Origin of the sequence: Chryseobacterium polytrichastri (assembly GCF_900142445.1) — a bacterium.
GTDB classification, from domain to species: Bacteria; Bacteroidota; Bacteroidia; order Flavobacteriales; family Weeksellaceae; genus Chryseobacterium; species Chryseobacterium polytrichastri.
Map to the genome: position 1 here is coordinate 41,236 of NZ_FRAV01000030.1, position 21,136 is coordinate 62,371.

Consider the following 21,136-nt stretch of genomic DNA (forward strand, 5'->3'; position numbering starts at 1 on the left):
TTATACTTGGGTTTGATATTCTTCGTAAAATGCTTGGGTTTGTTTAATTACCTCGTCCATTTCTTCTAAAGTATATACCTCTAAAAATTTTCTTCTGAAATCTTTAAAATGAGGAATTCCACGGAAGTAGTTGCTGTAATGCTGTCTCATTTCGATTAATCCTAATTTTTCTCCTTTCCATTCTGCACTCCATTCTGCATGTTGACGAACAGCTAATAATCTGTCGAAAATTGTAGGTTCTGGCAAATGTTCTCCAGTTTTAAAGAAATGCTTGATTTCATTAAAGATCCAAGGATAGCCAATAGCTGCACGGCCAATCATAATTCCGTCACAAGCATATTTTTGTTTATATGCCAATGCTTTTTCAGGAGAATCAATATCACCGTTTCCGAAAATTGGAATTTCAATATTTGGATTTTGTTTAATTCTTGAGATATGCTCCCAATCAGCTTCACCTTTATACATTTGCCCACGTGTTCTTGCGTGGATTGTGAGTGCCTTAATTCCTGTTTCCTGTAGACGTTCTGCTACTTCGTCAATATTGATAGAATTACTGTCCCATCCTAAACGTGTTTTCACTGTTACGGGTAGGTGAGTAGAGCTTACAACAGCTTTTGTAAGACGAACCATCAGGTCAATATCTTTTAAAACACCGGCTCCGGCTCCTTTACATACTACTTTTTTTACGGGACAACCGAAATTAATATCTACAAGATCGGGGTTTACAGTCTCTACAATTTTTGCAGACATGGCCATTGCTTCTTCGTCTCCTCCAAAGATTTGGATTCCGACAGGTCTTTCGTAATCGAAAATATCTAATTTTTTTCGACTTTTCATTGCATCACGAATTAACCCCTCAGAAGATATGAACTCTGAATACATAAGGTCTGCTCCATGTAATTTACACAAGCGTCTGTATGGAGGATCACTCACGTCTTCCATTGGAGCTAATAAAAGCGGAAATTCCGGCAGTTCTATATTGCCTATCTTTATCATCCTGCAAATTTACGAAATTATAAATAGTAGAAAAAAGATCTTTTGATGTGTTTATGTTGGGAATTAAATTAGCGTTAAAAATACTTAATTGACTAATTAATATTTCATTTAGTATTGTTTTATTTATTGATATTTAGTTGATTATGATTTTTTAATGAAAATTTTTCATATATTTATAATCAAATCTAAATATTAATACCATGAAAAAAATTCTATTTTTTATTGCTGTAAGTGCTGCAGCGATAAACTTAAATGCACAAGTAAGTTTAGCTGCAACATCAGGCACAACTACGGGAACTTATACTACATTAAAAGGCGCATTCGATGCTATTAATGCAGGAACACATCAAGGAGCAATTACGATTACTATTACCGGAAATACAACAGAAACAGCTAGCGCGGTGTTGAATGCAAGTACTGGAGCAGCGAGTTATACCTCTCTATTAGTAAAACCAGGAACGGGAGTAACTGCAACAATATCTGGTGCTATTACAACGGCTCTTATTAAAATCAATGGAGGTGATAATGTAACCATAGATGGAAGTAATAATGGAACTACTACAAGGAATCTGACTCTTACCAATACTTATGTTGCCACTGGAGCTACACCTGTAATTGCCTGGGTTGCAAGTACAGCTACTGATGGCTCTGAAAATGTAACTTTTAAAAATACAAATATTATTGGTGCTAGTTCTTCAGGAACTGTTGTTGGTATTATTGTTTCAGGATCTACTTTAGGAGCAGAAGCAGAGGTTTCAAACAATAATTTTATGAGTATTAATAACGTATTCAATAAAGCACAAAATGCTATTTTTGCAATAGGAAATTCAGTAAATACAGACCAAGGGTTCATGATTAAAAATAATGTAATTGGATCTACTGTGCTTGCCGATAAAATGGGATTTAGAGGAATTGCAGTTCAAAATGCTAAAAATTTTGAGATAAGCGGTAATACGATAACAGGAGTTACATTGTCTTCAACATCAACTGCTTCGGGGATTCTTGTAGGGGCTGCTGGAAATAACGGTGCTGTATTTAATAATAAAATATCTGATATAAGCAATACGAACACAGGTGGTTATGGAGCTAACGGATTGTATTTTAACTGTTCGAGTGCAACTGCAAATATGATTGCTTATAATAACATCATCAGTGGGGTTACAGGGTATGGATATGCATTAGGTGCTGCTGTTGCAGATAATGGTTATGGCATTGTTATAGGTGCAGGCGCTGGATATAAAGTTTATTATAATACGGTCGTGATGAATGCTAATCAAAATGTTTCTGGAAGACCAGCTGCTCTTAATGTTTTAAGTGCGGTGACGGCGGCAGGAGCAATAGACCTACGAAATAACGTTTTTGTGAATTCTCAGACTCAGGCAGGGGATAGATATACTATTTATTCTGGGGCTGCCAATACAGTTTTCTCTAACATCAATTATAATGATTATTTTACTTCGGGAGCCAATCTTGGATTTATAGGTTCTGCCAGAATTAGTTTGGCAGATATACAAACAGGTTTTGGAGGAAATGTTAATTCTATCAATGTTCTTCCTGTCTTTGTTTCTGCTACAGATTTTCATTTAGCATCATCGGGGAATACAGCTCTTGATAATAAAGGAACACCGGTTACAGAGGTAACAGTAGATGCTGATGGTAATGCGAGAAATGCTACAACGCCGGATTTGGGTGCCTATGAATTTACAGCGACAGTATTAGCCGTACAGGATATTGCTAAGAAGAAAATTAATTATTATCCAAACCCTGTGGTTGACTTTGTTACAATTAATGATGTGAATAAGATCAAAACTGTTGAAGTATATAATGCGGTTGGACAAAGAGTTATTATTGAAAATGCAAATTCAGAAAAAGCTTCCATAGATATGAGACAAGTACCTGCTGGTGTTTATATCTTAAAAGTTAATTCCGACAAAGAATCACAATCTATAAAAATTATTAAAAGATAAAACCAAATAAGAATTAAAATTATGACCCGGCTTTATAGTCGGGTTTTTTGTTTTATAAAACGGGAAAGTTCAATGTGTAAATTTAGTTTAATTAGAAACTTGCTTTCACCTGCATACTTCCGATATGTATGGTTCTGTCGCCGGAGTTTCGTCCCTCATAATTTAAATTAAGCTGTAAGAAAGAGTTGATGGCCTGTTGAATGAAAACACTCCAAACCTGATTCTTTCCGGGCTTTAGACCATCTAGCATTTGGTTTCCAACGATGCTGAAATTATTACCATTAAAATTATTATTGATAAATGAGAAGTTTCCTCTAATGGAAGTCTTCTTGCGATCCCATTGTATGGTTCCCGTGATGTCAAAAGCTTTTAAGAATTCTTCACCATCAATTCTTTGTTTTTGACGGAAAGCCGAAGAAAGTTCAGCCTGAATAGCATCCGTAAATTTATAGGTTGCTTTTGGTTTGGTCTCAAAGTTATTTAAACGATAATCTCTCGTGGCAAATAGTTGAGAAGAATTCTGAATATCATGAACCGAGTTTTCCCAATCGACTCTAAATTCTTTATTAAACCAATATCCAACATTTAAGAAATGAGAGATTTGCTCCCTTTCTTCATTACTGAAATTAGCATTGATTAAGTTATCATTGGAAATAAAACGGTAGTTACCATTCCATCCCGATTTTTCTGTTGGACTGAATTGAACAGAAGCTAAAATATTTTGATTTTTTAAAATTTGATCCGAACTTTTTTCAAATGGATTCAGTACTAATACTTTATCTTTTTTGTAGAATGAGTTTTGTGAATTTAATGAGATGTTAAAATTCCAACGTTTTAAAAATTTATTTTCAGAATTGAAAACAATGGATGGATTAACAAATAAGGCTAACTGTATCTTATTTTTATTGGAAGCAATATATCGTACAGAATTGGTGTAAACCCTAATGTATTGTGCTAAATCTGAATATTCCGCAATTTCAAATTCATCAAGCTGTTGAACACCATCTCCGTTATAATCGGTCCATTTATAAATACCTTGTCCGTCTGTAACTTTTAGATATTGAAATTCTCTTTGTGCTTCCTGTCCGTTTCCTAATTCATAGAAAGCTTGCAAACGCATACCATTTCTGAAAAGTTGTTGGTTATAAAGAATATTTCCTACCACGAAATCATTATTTCTGGAAGCATCAATATCCTGATTTTGATAGAAGAATTTTCTGTAATGAATTAGCGCATTTAAGGTTGTTTTCTCTGTTTTGATAAGTTGACTTTCTACCATAACCCCTAAAATATTATTCATATTTTGAAGTCTGTTATCACGCACAGAGTCATTATCTCTCATGTACACTTTGGCCAATAACTTTGTTCTCGTGCTATCACCAATTTTCTTTTGAACAAATAATTCTTTCCAACTGAAACTCGTGACATCCATTAATTGGGTATCGTTATATTTTTTCTCGTTGTGTTCCATGCTTCCACCAATTGCCCAGCTTCCTTTTTTGCCGGTAAATTCGGTTGAAACACCACCCCTGATGAATTTAGTATCTTGCTGAATAGCATTGGTATTCAAATAAGATAGATTTCCTTTTGTGAAAAACTTCCCTTTGATCCAACCAAAATCCAGATCATTTTTCATCCCTTTATAAGAATCCTGCTCGTCCAGATAGTTGATACGATAGTTTAAAGTAGATTTATTATTCCATTTGTTAAGGAAACTGAATATAAATCTGTTTTGAGTTTTACCACTAAATTCCTGAGCTAAGTTAAAGTCTCTGGAGAATTCTACATCGTTGATTCTATCTAAAATATGGAATTGTTTATCAATATGTTGATATTCAAAACTTGGAGTTCCTTTCCAATTATTTTTTGTGAAAGTCTTGTTTCCGAAAATACGTCCTGCATAGCCAATATTCTGATCAGAATCTTTTGAAGAGAATAAATTCAGGTCATAATTACTTAAGGAGAAATCAGCTCCTATTTTTCCGTCTTTCAGTAAAACTTCAGAATTCACAGAGTACACTTGAGATTTTTGCGGAGAAGGTAACTTTCTAACAGCCCTATAATCTCCTGCATTGGGTCCTACGTACTGAAAAACACGACCATTATTAGTTGTTTGTGTTATTTTGTAATCTCCAAGATTTACCCCGAAATAAGTGTACGAAACCTGATAAAGACTTTCATTTGCGTCTGTAGAAAATTCATAATAATTTCCATTAGGATTTTGTACTAATCGATATAAAATTTTATTAACGTCATATTCGGTTAAAACTCCTGATGGAGCGTACATTAAATTAGGATTGTTTCCTGCGTTGGCTAAAATTTGTTCGTCTTCTTTAGAAAGGTTTAAAGCAAGAGGTGCATTTTTATTATCATTTTCCATGAACCAGTTGAAACCGATTTTCAGCTTCTCTCTTGTATGCTCTAGTTTTCCGGTAAATAAATATCTGGAATAATTTCTATTGGCATAGTTATAAGAAATGGTGATAAAGTTTTGCTGGAAAATAGGACGGAAACTGGTAAAAGTAACCTCACCTGTATTATAGTTAATAATGTAATCCTGGTTTTCACCACGCTTCATTAAGATACCATCAATAAAAACCTGTTCAGAACCGGATATCAAAGTAATGAACTGTTCGCCATTTTTACCTGTTAAACGATAAGGTCCTTGGTTACCTTCAACCCCTTGAAAACGTACTCTGTGGAATTCACTTCGGGCAACACCCATTGAAACATCTACGAAGGTTTTATTATCTTTTCCAAATTCTGTTTGGAACTCAAGCCCCATACTTCGTCTTTGGTATTTTGCAAAATAGTTTTTAGATTCAACTAAGTCCAGATGCCCAGCTCTAAGAATTGATTTATCTTTAATATTAAGCTGCATATAGATCTTATCAAACTCTTCTAACGTTTGGGTATATCCATCTGCCTGAATAGGTAAGTTATGATCTGAAATACTGGCTAAAATAGTAACGTCTTTTGAAAGCCTTCCTGAAATCTGAAGGTCCATTGAGCTTTGTACAGACTGCCCTTGATTATTACCAAATGTAATCCCTCTAATAATAGAACCTTTGGAGTTTAACTCTCCTAAAAATCGTTTTTTATCATTTTTAGCAAGCACGGCCTCATCTACAATAATCCTGTTGCTTGTTCTTACAAAGTCTAATGTATCTTTTGTGAAAATATCTTGTTCAAGCCTTGCCGCTAAAATACTATCTTTTTTTAGACTGTCTTTCGGAAGATTAGGATTTTTCCATGTAAACACCTGAGCATTAGTAAATGTAATGCTCATAAAAAATATAATGAATAATAGGATGAAATTCCGCAAGTTCTTGGAAAATAATTGGTAAAAATAACTAAAAATTGTTTATAATTAAGGTTTTAACATTATTAACAAAAATTTATACAATTTATTGTGAGGAAAATAAAAATACTTGTATTTTAGCCGTCTAAATTATTAATAATTAAATTTTTAAACCATGAAAAAACTTTATTCGTTAGTTGCTACCGTAATGATTGCAGCAACAGCATTTGCACAGACTACTCTTTTGTCAGAAAATTTTGGAACTACATCTACATTACCGGCAGGATGGGTAAGTACAAATACTTCTACTGGATGGAATGCAAGTACAGCTTCTGGGTCAACTGGATATGCTGGAGTTTCAGGAGGAGCAAATGCAGTATTTGCTGGAACTGGTTCAAATGGAGTTACACATACACTAACTTACTCTAATTTATCAACAGTTGGCTATAATAGCATTAATATTATTTGGGGAGGAAGAGGGACTGGTAGCTTTGCTCAAAATATTATTTTTCAATGGAGTACTGATGGCTCTACATGGAATGACGTAACTTATACGTATGTTAAGAATGGGAATAGCTGGGCTCTTGTAAATGGTGGTGTTGCTATACAATTACCGATACAAACAGAAAATATTTCAAATTTAAGTCTTAGATGGTCTTCAGTAACAAGCAATAATGGAAACTATAGAATTGATGATATAAAAGTTGTTGGTAGTAGCGCTGGATCACTTTCGACAAATGAAATAAAAGGAAAGAAGAACTTATTCATTAAAAATACAGTTGTAAAAAATGATATTACTTTTAGTACTAAATCTGATGTGAAAATTTACAACATTGCAGGTCAAGTGGTAAAAACAGCAACAGTTTCTGAAAATCAGTCACTAAATGTAGCTGATTTAAAAGAAGGGACTTATATCGTAGCCGGAACTGTAAATGGTCAATTAGTATCAGAGAAAATTATTAAAAACTAAACTTTAACAATTTGTTAATTATACACCGCCACTTTGAAAAAAGGGCGGTTTTTTTGTAGTTTTACATCATACAATTTAAAACTCTATATTATGAAAAAGATTTATTCTTTATTTGTTGCTTTAGCAACAGCAACAGTTATGTTTGCGCAAACGACTATCACTCAATGGAATTTTGATGCAAGTTCTGCTGCTCCATCAACAGGTGCAGGTACAGCAAGTATAATAGTAGCTACTGGTACCCCTTCTTTTCCTGTAGGGAATCCAGGAAGCGGTAAAGCATGGAGTACAGCTGGATTTCCAGCTCAAAGTACAGGTTCGGGAACTGCTGGATTTAAATTCGATGTAAGTACAGTTAATTATTCTAGCATTGTTGTTTCTATTGATATTGCAGGATCTGGGACATGCTCTAAATATTTTCAAATGCAATATACAGTAAACGGTAGTACATGGACAAATGTTGGTGCAGCTACCGAAATAGGTACTACATCTTCACCTGCTAACTGGGTTACAATGACTAATAATATACCTGCAGCAGCTAATAATAATGCCAACTTTTCAGTAAGAATTGTTTCTGTATTTGATCCTGCAAATAATTCTACCTATTCTGCAAATGGAGGAGCAAATTATGCAGGTACAGGAACTACTCGAGTTGATAATGTTACAATCACAGGAACTACAGGTTCTTTAGCAGTAAGTGATTTATCTAAAGTAAAAGCAAACTTCGTTAAAAACACTTTTGTTAAAAATGAAGGAATTACTTTTGGAGCTCAAGCTAAAGATGTAAAGGTTTATAATATGTTTGGACAAGTTGTAAAATCTGCTTCTGTAAAAGAAAATGAAACTTTAAATGTTTCTGATTTAGCTAAAGGTAGCTATATCGTTACAGGAACGGTTAACAACCAACCCGTTTCTCAGAAAATTTTGAAAGACTAATCTGAAATATTCTTTTTAGATATACAACCGCTGCTTCCTTGAAGTAGCGGTTTTTTATTGATTAATAATAGTAAATATCAAGAGATAATCTTTTGATATTGTATTTACCTTATTCTGAATGTTTGGATTTTGAATTTGAGTTTTAGGTATTATTTTTGCATTATTAGTAATAATATCACACAAAATTATATTATCATGAGGAAAATTTTTACTATTATCGGATTAGTTTCGACGGTTGCATTAATGAATGCTCAGATTGTTATCAACGAAATATACGGCGGTGGCGGAAACTCGGGGGCAACATTGAAGAATGATTTCATAGAATTAAAAAATATTGGTTCTGCACCGGCTTCTTTAACTGGAGCAACCATTCAGTATGCTCCTGCTGTGGGAGCTTTTACTCAATATCATACGTTGCCAAATATTAATCTAAATCCTGGGCAAGTCTATCTCATTCAGGAAGCGACAGGTGGGGGAGGAAGTGTTAATTTACCTACGCCAGACTTTATCGCAACAACAGTTATTAATTTTAATGGAACTTCAAACCCTTCAATAGGAATTGGAATTGCAGTGACCTCTGGTAAAGTTGTTTTGGCGAGTAATACAACACAGGTTACTGGACCTACAGATGCCAACGTTCTAGACTTTGTAGGATATGGATCTGCAGATCAGTTTGAAGGGGCAGGTCCAGCGCCATCTCCAACAACCACAACTTCTATTACAAGAATTTCGGGTGATACCAATGACAATGCAATTGATTTTACCATTGCAACAGCTTCTCCAGGGAATTCTTCCGGAGGAACATTATCTGTTTTTGATAGTAGTAATAATTCTAGAAAGTTTAATTTTATAGAAAATGCATTTGTAAAAGAAGATCAACTTTTATTTGGTACTGAAGTTAAAAATATCAAAATCTATAACTCTGTGGGAGGAATAGTAAAAACTACTTCATCAAAAAATATTTTAAGCTTAGATGTTTCTGATCTTCCAGAAGGTGATTATATGGTAACAGGAACTATTAATAATGAATCTGTATCTCAAAAAATATTAAAAGATTAAGGTATATCATTTAAATACATCTCAAACAGCTGCTATTGGTAGCTGTTTTTCTTTTTAATACCAACCTCTTCTGGCTGCATTGATAATTGATCCTAAATTAAGAACCAATGTATATCTTATACGTCTTGCGTAATCTTTAAATGAAGGTTCGAATCCTAAAGAAGATTGAATAGGGAAGTAGACTTCTAAAAAATCTGGAATTACTCTTACTTTTACACCTGTGTCCCAAATGAATTGTGTAGGCTGGTCTTTATTTTTATAAACACCGGCATCTGCATATACATGAAATATTTTCCAAACATTGGAATCTACATTCATAGAGGTAATCCATTTATTAACACTTCCGGGAAGAAATGATTTGAAACCACCATCAGCCAAAATAAATTGTTGGGATAAGATACCACTATTGGCGCTTTGGCCTAAAAGATTATAGGAGAAAGAATAATCTGAAACTCTGGAAATACCATAATTAAAAGTATTGTTTCTTGTATCATTTCTTACAAAATACCCTCCAAATAATCTTACGCTTAATTTTTGTTTAGGAGCAAACTCCCATCTATAAAAGGCTTCAGCAGTAATCTTATTAAAATCTTCCATTCCTTGGGTGCTTACGCTTAAACTTTTTTCGTGAATCATTTGGCTGTCGGAATATCCATACCCAACACTCCAAAGATTATATTTATGATAATCCTGATTAGCAACCATAATAGGACTTAAATCTCTCTCGAAATAAGTATAAGAAAGACCAATACCTCTACTCACGGTACTTCTAGGGTTTTTTCTGAAATTGATATTAGAGAATAGAGATGCTTTTCTATACGCAAGATTATAATCATAATGAAAGTAAGAACCTGAAACTCCAAAAGTCAAACTTCTTATAATGCTTTCGGCAGGTAAAAATGAATAAGAAACAGCTCCTGAACCTGTTAGTTTTCCTGTTCCAGTACTATAAGTTGGTGTTACAGAATACAAAAATTTTTGATCGAAAAAAGATTGATTTTTAAAATTAAATCCTACAAGAAACTTGTCGTATGTATTATTAAAACGAACTCTCGGGCTTACATAAATTTCATTGAATTCAGGATTAGGAATATCTTTTATCAGTTTTAATTTAATTTTTTTTGTATTTGAAAAGATACCTTTTGCGTACACAAAATTATCACGATATTTAGATTCCGGGAAGATAAAATCGTTATTCAAGGTAATTTTATAGATATCTAAAGCAGGGATAGAAAATATTTTTGTTTTTTCATTTTCCTCCGTTTCTATCCAGTATTCTTTTTTCTCTTTTGTTTCCTTTGTCTCGGTTTCCAGTTTTACAGGAATTGAAGAAAGGGTATTCTTATGAATATTGATATTTAAAGAATCATCTTCTTTTCTAAATCTTTTTAATTTAAAGTTGACTCTGTTTTTTTTCTCTAGAAAAGCAGTTAAATAGCTCGTTGTTTTATCCTGCTCGGCAAGTTCTTTTAAGAAATCTTTTGGATTAATTTGCTTGTCGCTATTTCTTGCTATATAACTTTTTAATAAATCATTGAATTTTTCATACCCCATTTTATTGGCAGAGAAATTAAATAAACTTCCTGTTTCAAAACTACTGATCGCCATGTCATTAAAATTACTGAGAGATGTGAATTTTTCATCAATCTTCTGATCAAGATTTTGAGACATAATGTATTGGTAAGCCAACCCATAACGGTCAATCAACTTCACTTTTGAAGCATGAAATAACTTTAAAGGTTTTATTCCGAAGACTTTAGTTTCAGGTAGTGTTCCTAAAAGGTTAGTTTCAGGATAGAATTTATTTAGATATTGAATTTCAAGATAAGACTTTAATCCATTTTTAAACCAGTGATTATTTTGTTTATCTGCAATGATACTTTCATCAAGAATCTTTTTAGCAATGATTCCGAAATAATCCATATCTGTATTTTCAGCATCGGCAAAAAGCTTGAATCTGAATCTCCAAAACAGAATATCATTGTTTCCAAAGAAATCTTCTTTGTTTCTGAACTTCTCAGAAATAAATAATCTTTCAGGAATAGAACCTATTTTTTCTTTGATGAATTGTAATTGTAAAGGCAGATAAAATTCTAAATTCTGTTTCTCTTCCGGCCTTAAATTATATCCGAATTTTATTTCGGTATTAATATCGGAAGTGTTAATTTTTATAGAAGGAAATTCATTTTGGGAGATCAGAAATTCAGGATCAGAATCCAAATATCCTTTAAAAGAATTCATCTGAATTTGTTGAAGATTACTTTCTATAAAATAATTAACTGGAAGATCAAAATTGATTGTCCAATAGGTATTGAAGCTAATAGATTCTTCAATATCATGGTAATTTCTTTGAGAAATATTGTCCGGATCAAAATGATCCGGAACAATAAAGAAATATTTTAAAGCTATATTTTTATCAGATGTTCCATAACCTGTAAATTTTTTATCAGGCAGCTGCATCTGATATTGCAGTTGTAATTTTATACTTTCACCGGGTTTTAAACTCTTAGCTAAAGGAAGAAAAATATTCTCTTCGGATATATTGTTTACAGAAATATCCTGATTATCGGAATTTTTAACGGTTAAGTTTAAAAGCTTCCCTTGTTCTTCAGGTTTTGCAAAGTGTAAATCATTATTCCTGTCTTCGAGTTTTCTGTAAGCTAATGAGGTTCCTCTTTTTCTATAAGCAGAAACCCAGTTTAAAAGTTTTACGGTATTTAAATCCTTTTCAGAATTGTTGTAATAAATAAGTTCTTGATTGATAGTCAGCGTTTTTTTATCCGAAGATAATTTTGCTTCAATATAAATGCTGTCTTTCTGTGCAGAAACTTCCACAACACCCAAAAACAAAACAAGACAAATACTAATAACTTTTTTCAAAATTCTGATAAAGTACCAAATATAACTTATTTTGGATAGATTTCGTAAAATTTTAGTTTTGAATTGATTTTTTTTCTAAAGAATTCAAATATGCTTTCCAACCTTCATTTTTATAAGTGATAGAAGCTTGTTCAGGATTGTCAGATTTATAAATTCCTCTTCCTACAATAATGAAATCGGTGTGAAGGGTTTTAAATACATGTTCAGGAGTATTATACTGCTGTCCTTTTCCGTCACCTGAATCTGCCAAATTCACTCCTGGAGTAAATAATAAGATTTCCTCAGGAATAGCATTCTGAGAAACAGCTCCAATTACATTAGGATGAGACAAAGCTACTTTAAGCGCTTCTTCTCTATAACTACTGGTTGTTAAAGTTCCTTTTGAAGACATTCCGATAATCGCAACAACGCCTACATTTTTGAAACAGTCTAATGATTCAAAACCTCCGATAACTTGAGAAGTAACAAAATCTGCCCAATCTGTAATTTTGAAAACTCCACTTGTGAATTGTAATTCCTGAGTGTTTCCGATGTCGGCAAATTTTCTGTCTTCCATTAATAAAAACTGGTGTTTTTCAGCTAATGCTTTTAATGGAGTAATTGTTTTTTCATAATCGAAATCAGAAATAATATCGATATGTGTTTTTAATGCAATAACGTGTGGACCTACTTTCTCTGCCAATTCCAACAATTCTTGAGTGGTAGTGACATCTGCAGAAGCGATAAGGTTTGATTGTTTTGCTAAAGCTGTTTCTAATAATTTTTTAGAAACCGAATGTTGAGTATTTTGTAATTTCTGCTCGTAAGAAGATCTTGTTTTTTCTTCAAACTGAACATGATTTCCTTGAAGAAAATCCTGAATTCTTTTCACTTCTTCATCGCTAAGATCTCCGGTTTCCTGAAGGATTTCGCAAACTTCTGAAATATTGAAAAGGGTATGAACTCTGAAACCTTTGTTTTCTAAAAGTTGTTTTCCGCCTTGCTCTCTGTCTAGAACGACAACGATATCTGCAACTTTAAGATCTTCCTGTTCAATTTCGGCGATTGTTTCTACTAAAGATTTCCCTGAAGTAATTACATCTTCTACCAAAAGACAGTTTTGCCCTTTTTGGTAAATTCCTTCAATCATTTTTTTAGTACCATAATCTTTTGCTTCTTTTCTTTTAATAATCAACGGAATGTAACTTTCCAAAGACATTGCTGTTGCCATTGGAAGTGCTGCATAAGGAACACCGCAGATCAAATCAAAATTATCTAAAGGAAGCATTTCCAATAAATAGTTAGCCAAATTTTTTAAAATTTTAGGATCTGAAGCTAAAGGTCTTAAGTCTACATAAAACGGACTTTCAATACCACTTTTTAAAGTGAATCTTCCGAATTTAATGATGCCTAGTTTGTAGCACTCCAAAAAGAATTCTTTTTTACTTTCCATTATTTTTTATTAGATGTTGCAAATTTAAGGATTTGAAAGGGAATTGTAAAATGTGAAAGGAGAATAGTCTGTTTTACTTTGCAAGTGAAAAGTCAATTGCCAATCATCTAGGGTGATTTGTGATTATTAAAATTGATAGCGAAGCTCATTGACTATTCACTATTAACAAAAAAAACATTCCGAAAAGGAATGTCTTTTATTTATTTTAAAATTTGAGCGTCAATTAATTTTGTATCACCAGAACTGTATTCTCTTTCTGCTTCCCAAAGTAAAAACTTATCTACTTCTTTTATTAGCTTAGGAATAGTTAATGACAAAACAGCTAAATCATCTAAAACGCCTAAAACAGGTATAGCAACCTCAGGTAGTAAATCTATCGGTGAAATCACATAGAGAAGTCCTAATAATGGAAGAATCATATCAATGGAACTTACAGGGTATATTCCTTTTCTCCACATTTTCACCATTCTGAATATATCAGGGATTTTTTTTACAAACCCTTTATGGTTAATAGCCTCTTTTGCCAAATTTAATTTTGAGTACTTCATTTTGTGTTTGGTTTTAAAATAATTTTTTTACGATGTAAATTTCGCAAATTTTATATAAACTCAATACAAATTTTAGTTAAATATTACTTAATAATATTATCAATGAATTGATGGGTAGATTCTGTGTTCCAGTCTCTTGATGCATCTTCTTTTATTAATATTCTTCCTGTTTTATCCAATAGAAAAGTAGTTGGAAATACTTTGGGCAACAGCTTTTCTGAAATAGGACTTTGAGCAATGTATACGGGAACATTATAGTTATTTTCCTGTAGAAATTTTCTTATTGCCGGTTCCTGATCATTCATTGCAATTAATACAAAGTCTATATTTCCTTTTCTGGTATCATATAATTTTTGAATAGAAGGCCATTCTTTTCTGCACGGAGGGCACCATGTTCCCCAAAAATTAAGGAAAATAGGCTTGTCTTTAAATGTTTTAAGATTCGTGCTTGGAACGTTGATTCCTTTTAATTCAATATCATAATCTTCTTCATTAATATGTACTGCATTTTCAATGGTCGCTATAGGGAAGAATAGGTCTTTTAAAGAATTTCTTATTCCCGGAACAAAAGCGATCACACCGATAATGGCGATCAAGACTATATAAATTATATTTTTTTTCATTTTTTGATAAAAATTGTTTAAGCTTAAAAATTAGGCTAAACTTATGAATTTAAGCGCTCATTTTGTCATTCCGTAGGAATCTAAACTGTTTTAAGATTCATTATGAAAAATGCTTTGTTGAGATTCCTACGGAATGACAAAGAGAGTGCATATTTACTAATAATTAAATTTTAATAATTAAAGTAATTCTAAAATTTCCTGAACAGAATCTTTTCCTCTGTTTTTAGCATAATACAATTGCAGATCATTATAAAACTGATCTTTTGTATAAGTTTCAGGATCTGCTTTATGTTTCATTAATAATTCTTTACCAAATTTTGGACGCGGGCCCCAAGAATCTTTCAAGTTAAAATCTTTATCTAAGATAATGACTTTAGGAATAGACTCTGTTCCGTTGGTTAAAAATTGGTTGATCAAACTTTTATCGCTGTCTCTTAAGAATATTCTAACTTCATTGTGACCTTCGAAAAACTTCACCAAAGCCGGAACGGTTGCGCTTGCATCGCCACACCAAGTTTCAGAAATAATTAAAATTTTTCCGTCAAAATTTTTAGATGCTAACTCTTTTAATTGCTCTTCATCCGGAGTATACTTTTTTAAAGTTCTTTCCATTCTCTGAAGTCCCAGCTCGTAATATTGTTTGTAATCTATTTCTTGTTGAGTGGCAGGATTTGTTAATCTTTCTTTTCCTGTATTTACATAGTCTTCGAAAGAAATTCCTTTATCCCAGTAATTTTTCATACGATGTGTTGATATTAAAAATTATTAATATTTCTTGTTTTGTTGATCAAAAATAAGTCTGCTAATACAAAAGCAGCTAAACTTTCCACTACAGGAACAGCTCTTGGAACTACACAAGGATCGTGTCTTCCTTTTCCTTCCACAATAGCAGGATTTCCATATTTATCAACGCTTTCCTGAGGTCTTAAAATAGTAGCAACAGGTTTAAAAGCAACACGGAAATAGATATCCATTCCGTTAGAAATTCCACCTTGGATTCCTCCTGATAAGTTAGATTTTGTAGTGAAATCTTTGTTGAAACCATCGTTGTGCTCGCTTCCTGTCATTTTAGCTCCGCAAAATCCGCTTCCATATTCAAAACCTTTACAGGCATTGATATTCAACATTGCTTTTGCTAATTCTGCCTGAAGTTTAGAGAAAATAGGTTCACCAATTCCCACAGGAACATTTTTGATCACACAAGTAATCGTTCCGCCAATGGTGTTTCCTTCTTTTTTAATCTCTTTGATTCTTGAGATCATTTTTTCTGCTGTTTCTGCATCCGGGCAACGAACTTCATTGCTTTCGGTTTTAGAAAAATCTAAAGCCTGATACGGTTTTTCACAGAAAATATCGCCTACAGAAGAAACGTAAGCATTGATCTCTATATTTGATAAAAGTTGTTTTGCAAGAGCTCCTGCAACAACCCAGTTGATTGTTTCTCTTGCTGATGATTTTCCACCGCCACGATAATCTCTGATCCCATATTTTTGATCGTACGTGAAATCTGCATGACTCGGACGATAAGAATTAGCGATGTGATCATAATCTTTTGATTTCTGATTTTCGTTTTCGATGATAAAACCAATTGGAGTTCCCGTTGTTTTTCCTTCAAAGATTCCTGAAAGAAATTTTACAGTGTCACTTTCTTTTCTTTGTGTAACAATAGCTGATTGGCCAGGCTTTCTACGATCTAATTCATATTGAACTTGATCAAGATTGATTTCCAAACCTGCCGGAAAATTATTGATGATTCCACCATAAGCCACACCGTGACTTTCTCCAAATGTTGTAAGACTGAGAAGATTACCTAAAGTATTGAACATGATACAAAATTACCGATTTTTCTTCAGATAATAAAGTTTCTGTATGAGTTCTATTTATCAGCGTTTTCGATAGTATTAATAATGTTTTGGGCTTCCTTTATCTCTTGTGGTGTCATCTTTTTCCAGATAAATCCCTTTTCGATATTATTTTTATCAATAAGCTGAGGGAATATTTTTGCCTTTACATCATCAAAAATATAGCTTGAAGAAATAGCAGGAAGCTGAGTGTCAAAACTAAAAGAATATTTTTTAGAAATATTAAATTGTAGATTTCCAACTTGATGTGCTGTGAAATTATTATAAATATAACTTGATGGTTTATACAATTGTTCTTTTTCAAATTTCCCCATGAATTTACTTAATCGAAAACTAGGGGTGTATTTTTGAATAATATTTGGGAATGATAAAAACCCAATAAAAAATAAACTTAGCGATCCAAAGATTATAAAAGCTTTCTTTTGAGTAAAATGATTCATGAACATTACGAAAAAGATAACAAAAAAAACATCAATAAAGAATCTGTATTGTGCAGAAAATAAAAGAACTAAAATGCTTTTTATAAGGAGTGAAATACAAATTAACGTAATAGTTTTATTCTTTTTAATGATTGTAAAACCTATAAAAATTAATAATGTCAGGATGAAAAGAATATTGATCTTTGATTTTATTCCATTCAAAAAGAGCCAGTTTTTAATATAATCTATTGAAGTGAAATGTTGAATTTCCTGATAAGAATACTGCATATCATAAGTCTTTAAGATGGCATATTGTGAAGAAATTCTTAAAACTTCAGGGTTGGGTTTCCAGCTGACTCCAACATCTCCAACAGAAACAGGAAAGATAGGATAGCCAAAAGCCCAGATATTTTTAATAAAGAACAACAGAAGAATTAAGGTTCCTAATATTAGATTTTTATAATTTGACTTTACAATAAAGATAGAGTAGAGGAAGCTTAAGATGGGAAGCCAGATCATGGTAGGTTTTATGGCAAAAACAAAAATTGAAAAACCAATCAATAATGACGTTTTCTGATTTCCTGAAAGAATTTCTTTTAAAATGATTAATGAAAAAACAATAACAGGAAGGTCCGAACTTGGCGATTGTGAAAACAAAAGTAAGATGGGAATAAAACAGAGTTGAATCCAGCTTTTCTTTTCAATAATATAAATGGAGTAGACTATTAATATGATTGCATTAATTCTTAAAAATGGATCTGAGAAATTGGAAAATCCGGCCTGAAAAATATGCCATATCGACATTTGCCCTAACGTGAGATCCAAGTTTGATATTCCCTTTACCAACCCATATTCTGTGAGCCATTTTATAGTAGGAACATAATATCCAAAATGATCTAATATATAAGGATAAAAAGAGCTTGTTAATAAAACGATGAAAGAAACTATACCAATGGATATGATGTCTTTTTTTGAAAATGAGTAGAACTCCTGATATAATTTATCTTTAATAAAATAGATAAGCCCGAATAAAATAGTACTTATTTCTACATAAATATTCAAAGCAATAAAAAATGATAAGGTGGTCCAGAGTAAGCTGATACCTATTATTCCGGATAAAGCTTTTCCAGAAATTCTATCAAATAAGGAACCTAATATATTCTCTACGATTTTCCCCCAACCAATTAGGGTTGGAATAATAAGAATTGAGGAAAGTAAAATTAAAATCATAAAAAAAGATTGCCTAAAAATAAGCAATCTTTTAAATTTATTGTGAAATATTAATTATTTTGGTTGTACTCTGCCGTCTTTTCTGTCACCGGATCTACCAATTGTATAACCTGTTGCACCTCCTACAACACCACCAATTACGGCACCAAGACCTCTATTTTTCTTAGCAATAAGGGCGCCTGCAGCAGCACCACCTACGGTACCTATGATTGTACCTTTTGCCGCTTTACTCATTCCTTTTTTCTTTGTTGTAGTGCCTTGTGAAGCATTGCTTCCATTATCTGCGTAATTACCATTATTAGAACTTGAGTTGGATTGTCTGTCTCTATAAATGGTTTTTGTTTCTCTTATGATTTGTGGTTTTGAATTATTTGCAGCTGCAGTTTTAGCTTTTTGAGATTCTACTATGCTATCTGCTTTTTTCTGTGCTTCATAAGCCATTTTCTCTTTTTCAATAGCTAATTTCTGTTTCTCTATTTCAAGCTGTTTTGTCTGAAATTCTATTTTCTGCAGTTCAAGAGATTTTTCAGCAACTTGATCGTCTTTCTTACAGGCGGTCATTATAAAAACCGACAAGAGCCCTGTTAACACTATATTCTTCATAATTCAAATTTTAATAAGGATGTACTCATTATTATTTTCAATTATGAAGCCAATTTTTAGTTAAGTAATGTTAAATGTTCTAAAAAAATAATAAAATGATGTTTTTTATTAATGATGAATAATTTTATTTTTTTTGTAATGTAATCAGCGTATGCTTTTTATGTTTGGTAAATTATAGTCTATAATTCAGTTATTATTTTAATTTTTTCATTTTAAAGAATTTTTGATGGATATTGAATAATTGTAATGCTATAAAATAAATCACCATTTTTATATAAGAATTTATATACTTGTAAACAGAATTTTCTTCTGAAATCTTTTTTAAAATAGGTTGGTACTTTCATGCTAGTTTCTGATTATCAGATGTAAATAAATTATATTTAATATTTATAATCTAATTGAAACTCATGATTAATGGAAATTTAGTTTATATTTGTAATAATAAGACCTTAGTTGAAACATAATTTTATAAAAAGTAATAGATAATTATATTTTTATTCACTTGATATAGAAATAAGTGGTAAATTTGGGTTTCAAAAATTAAAAAGAATACTATTAAGTGTAATGAAATTTTTTTATTACTCGGTGGTATTTGGCGATAAGAGATATTATAAAGTAATGAATATTACTATTTACGATACTCTATTCGGGTTTTCATTTCCGGATAGATTTTTTTCATCATTTGTGTTTTTACGGTCTCCTGCAAAGGAGGCCTTTTTTTATGATGATAAGTTGATTTGGAAGTAGTTGAGTATTTTTAAACTAAGAATATTGAAATAAAGATAAACTTTGTTTTTAGAATTTACATAAAAGTTAATTTAAGTCTATTTCTTAGCCTGAATAACGGTTCTGTTTGGTAGTGTAGCAGCTGGTAGATTTCTTCTGCGTTTGTAAATTGATCAGGAACATCTTGATTATGGATTATTTTTATTCCCCTTCGTTTCATGGTTTCATGAATTACTTTAGCGAATGAATCTTTAGCTTTTTGTTTTGAGCTCTGCTGAGAAATACCATTAGAATGCTGTCTGTATAAATATAAATCTTCATTAATAAATGCTACATCTCCTAATTCAAGAATTTTAAGATATAAATCTTGATCTACAGCACTTTTTAAATTGGGGTTGATACCTTGGGTTTCTTGATATGCTTCTTTTTTAAAAGTGAAAAAATGAGCAAATTGTATAGGACAATTAAAAAAATACTTGTCGTTGAAAATTTGTTTTGTAGCGCTAAAAGTTTTCTGTGGATTAAGATTTTCATCACACATCATCATTTTTGAATAGGTCGCTACGATTTTATTATTAAATAAATATTCTTCAATAGATTCTTCTAAGGCAATAGGGTAGAGGGCATCATCTGGATCTAAATAAGCACATATGTCTCCAGTTGCATGCTCCATGCATTTTCTTTTTGTAAAACCGCAACCTTTGTTTGATGAGTTTTCATATAATTTGAATCTGGTATCATCTTGTATGATGCTTTTAATTACTTCTATAGAGTCATCTGTAGAAGCATCATCAACAATTATAACTTCCCAATTGTTATAAGTCTGATTGATAATCGAATTATAACATTCGAGAAAGTATTTCCCGTTGTTATAATTGGCTATTAAAATCGATACTTTATTCATTATTTAGTGAGTTATAATGTAGTTGTAAAGGTACTAATTAAAAACATTGAAATTTATAATTAAAATCAATGTTTGTTTATGAATAATTCTGTATTTTATAGTTACGTTATATGTAAGAATAAATTTTAATTATTATGGATGTTAATTGTTGAAATTAAAATCTCTAGAACTATTATATTATTTTAATTATAAGGCTAATGAATAACTTTATGGATGTTTTCAGATAAATAGGTATAATCTGAGGACTGTTTTAATTATAATATTTTCTAAAACTTGAACGATTTACTATTTGTAAATAGCTAGGGATAAAATTACAAAATTAATATGAATGTTCATATAGCTGAACTACTTCAGAATTATTGAGTAATTTTAAGGTTTTGATTTTTAGATGCTTAATTTTGTTTTGCAGTAGATTTACAGTAGGTAAATAAACCATTTTTTAAGACCTATTTTATCTTTTTATCCTAAAAATGGAATCGAAATAAGAGGTATTTTATGATCTTATAATCATACTTGTTGAAAAAGATTACCTTTTAAGATAATATAGAATGGATGTGTTTTTTTTAAGCTTTGATATTGTTTTTGTAATGAAGTCATCTCGACTTTCTTTTTTCAAATTTTCTAATCGCAATAACGATAAAAGCAAGATAATTAAATCCTATCCAGCTTGTTACTGTGGTATC

The 21,136-nt window shown here is 31.7% G+C and carries 15 protein-coding genes; 4 read left to right on the forward strand and 11 right to left on the reverse strand.

The features are described from left to right. Entirely contained in the window at positions 1 to 996 is a 996-nt protein-coding gene (gene dusB / locus BUB80_RS17000; RefSeq protein ID WP_073295325.1) for a tRNA dihydrouridine synthase DusB, read from the reverse strand. A 200-nt stretch (positions 997 to 1,196) separates the two neighbouring features. Between dusB and BUB80_RS17005 the strand changes: the two genes are divergently transcribed. Next, the gene (locus tag BUB80_RS17005) at positions 1,197 to 2,963 is read left to right on the forward strand and encodes a T9SS type A sorting domain-containing protein (RefSeq protein WP_073295328.1); all 1,767 of its coding nucleotides are present in this window, start codon (positions 1,197 to 1,199) and stop codon (positions 2,961 to 2,963) included. Positions 2,964 to 3,054: 91 nt separating this feature from the next. Here BUB80_RS17005 and BUB80_RS17010 read toward each other — a convergent pair whose 3' ends face one another. Next, entirely contained in the window at positions 3,055 to 6,252 is a 3,198-nt protein-coding gene (locus BUB80_RS17010; RefSeq protein ID WP_073295331.1) for a hypothetical protein, read from the reverse strand. Between the two features lie 187 nt (positions 6,253 to 6,439). Here BUB80_RS17010 and BUB80_RS17015 point away from each other — a divergent pair, with 187 nt between their 5' ends. The 3 genes from BUB80_RS17015 (at position 6,440) to BUB80_RS17025 (ending at position 9,226) form a co-directional block, all read left to right on the forward strand. After that, entirely contained in the window at positions 6,440 to 7,234 is a 795-nt protein-coding gene (locus BUB80_RS17015) for a T9SS type A sorting domain-containing protein (protein ID WP_073295334.1), read from the forward strand. Between the two features lie 90 nt (positions 7,235 to 7,324). Then, the gene (locus BUB80_RS17020) at positions 7,325 to 8,167 is read left to right on the forward strand and encodes a T9SS type A sorting domain-containing protein (RefSeq protein ID WP_073295337.1); all 843 of its coding nucleotides are present in this window, start codon (positions 7,325 to 7,327) and stop codon (positions 8,165 to 8,167) included. A gap of 195 nt (positions 8,168 to 8,362) precedes the next feature. Beyond that, positions 8,363 to 9,226, forward strand: coding sequence for a lamin tail domain-containing protein (locus tag BUB80_RS17025; protein WP_073295339.1), 864 nt, complete (start codon positions 8,363 to 8,365; stop codon positions 9,224 to 9,226). Positions 9,227 to 9,280: 54 nt separating this feature from the next. Here the strand turns inward: BUB80_RS17025 and BUB80_RS17030 are convergent, their stop codons facing one another. The 9 genes from BUB80_RS17030 to BUB80_RS17070 form a co-directional block, all read right to left on the reverse strand. Next, positions 9,281 to 12,106 (reverse strand): gluzincin family metallopeptidase, encoded by a 2,826-nt coding sequence (locus tag BUB80_RS17030; RefSeq protein WP_073295342.1) that lies wholly within the window; start codon positions 12,104 to 12,106, stop codon positions 9,281 to 9,283. A 52-nt stretch (positions 12,107 to 12,158) separates the two neighbouring features. Then, a complete protein-coding gene (pyrF, locus tag BUB80_RS17035; protein ID WP_073295345.1) occupies positions 12,159 to 13,538 on the reverse strand; it encodes an orotidine-5'-phosphate decarboxylase in 1,380 nt (459 codons plus the stop codon). A gap of 200 nt (positions 13,539 to 13,738) precedes the next feature. Further along, positions 13,739 to 14,086, reverse strand: coding sequence for a YkvA family protein (locus BUB80_RS17040; RefSeq protein ID WP_073295348.1), 348 nt, complete (start codon positions 14,084 to 14,086; stop codon positions 13,739 to 13,741). An 83-nt stretch (positions 14,087 to 14,169) separates the two neighbouring features. Further along, entirely contained in the window at positions 14,170 to 14,709 is a 540-nt protein-coding gene (locus tag BUB80_RS17045; RefSeq protein WP_073295350.1) for a TlpA family protein disulfide reductase, read from the reverse strand. A gap of 177 nt (positions 14,710 to 14,886) precedes the next feature. Then, positions 14,887 to 15,450 carry a thioredoxin family protein gene (locus tag BUB80_RS17050; protein ID WP_073295353.1) on the reverse strand — a complete coding sequence of 188 codons (564 nt, stop codon included), beginning with the start codon at positions 15,448 to 15,450 and terminating at the stop codon, positions 14,887 to 14,889. Between the two features lie 14 nt (positions 15,451 to 15,464). Then, on the reverse strand, positions 15,465 to 16,535 hold the full coding sequence (aroC, locus tag BUB80_RS17055; RefSeq protein WP_073295356.1) for a chorismate synthase: 1,071 nt from the start codon (positions 16,533 to 16,535) through the stop codon (positions 15,465 to 15,467). A gap of 50 nt (positions 16,536 to 16,585) precedes the next feature. Continuing rightward, complete coding sequence (locus BUB80_RS17060; RefSeq protein ID WP_073295359.1) at positions 16,586 to 18,220, reverse strand: LIC_10190 family membrane protein; 1,635 nt, start codon at positions 18,218 to 18,220, stop codon at positions 16,586 to 16,588. A gap of 54 nt (positions 18,221 to 18,274) precedes the next feature. After that, the gene (locus BUB80_RS17065) at positions 18,275 to 18,823 is read right to left on the reverse strand and encodes a YMGG-like glycine zipper-containing protein (protein ID WP_073295362.1); all 549 of its coding nucleotides are present in this window, start codon (positions 18,821 to 18,823) and stop codon (positions 18,275 to 18,277) included. Positions 18,824 to 19,625: 802 nt separating this feature from the next. After that, positions 19,626 to 20,453 (reverse strand): glycosyltransferase family 2 protein, encoded by an 828-nt coding sequence (locus tag BUB80_RS17070; protein WP_228433869.1) that lies wholly within the window; start codon positions 20,451 to 20,453, stop codon positions 19,626 to 19,628. Positions 20,454 to 21,136 lie beyond the last annotated feature (683 nt).